Raw genomic sequence first — 947 nt, forward strand, 5'->3', positions numbered from 1 at the left:
TGAATCGCCCCGGTTTTACCGGAGACCTTTAGCTTCATTTCACGCGACCATATCGAGGACGTCGCGCTGTGCATTGTAGTTCTGTTCAGCCTCTGCTGGCGGTATGTTTCCGATAGGGCCGAGCAAGCGCCGGTGATTAAACCAATCGACCCAGCCGAGAGTGGCCATTTCCAGGTCCTGCATGTTGCGCCACGGTCCTTGACGATGGACCAGCTCGGTCTTGTAGAGGCCGTTTATCGTCTCCGCGAGGGCGTTGTCATAGGAGTCTCCCACGCTGCCGACCGATGGCTCGATGCCAGCTTCGGCCAGACGCTCGGTATAGCGAATGGATAAATATTGCCCGCCGCGATCCGAGTGGTGAACCAAACCGCTCTTTTGGACCGGCCGTCGATCATGCAGGGCCTGTTCAAGAGCATCGAGAACAAAGTCTGTCTTGGCTGACCGCGAGACCCGCCACCCCACGATGCGATCAGCGAATGTATCGATGACGAAGGCCACATACACAAAGCCCTGCCAGGTTGACACGTAGGTAAAATCGCTGACCCAGAGCAGGTTCGGCGCAGGTGCCTGGAACACGCGGTTTACCTTGTCACGCCGACAGGGCGCTGACGTGTCCGGGACCGTCGTCTTGACCACCTTTCCGCGCACGGCACCACGGATGCCGATCTGTTTCATCAAGCGCTCCACCGTGCAGCGCGCCAGCGTATAGCCTTCCCGCTTTAGCTGATGCCACGCCTTGCGGACCCCATAGACCTGATAATTTTCGTCCCAGACCCGTTTGATTTCTGGGCGCAGCTCCACATCCCGCTGATGCCGCGCCGAAGCTTTGGATGGATCAGCGAGGCAAACCAAACGGTGGTAATATGTTGACGGCGCAATCGGCAGCACCCTGCAGATCGACTCGACACCGTAAACAGCCCGTTGATCGTCGATGAAGCCGATCATCG

Annotated in this window: 1 protein-coding gene and 1 other annotated feature; the gene reads right to left on the reverse strand. The window is 58.2% G+C overall.

Features of this window, described 5'->3' with window-relative positions; genetic code table 11:
* Positions 1-39: 39 nt before the first annotated feature.
* Positions 40-947, reverse strand: a 908-nt coding sequence (locus tag Q4577_RS23660; RefSeq protein ID WP_303473384.1) for an IS3 family transposase, incomplete at its 5' end; no start/stop codon positions are given.
* Positions 871-945: a sequence feature (AL1L pseudoknot), on the reverse strand. Its footprint overlaps the gene before it by 75 nt.

This window comes from Marinovum sp. 2_MG-2023 (assembly GCF_030548265.1).
Taxonomy (GTDB): domain Bacteria; phylum Pseudomonadota; class Alphaproteobacteria; order Rhodobacterales; family Rhodobacteraceae; genus Marinovum.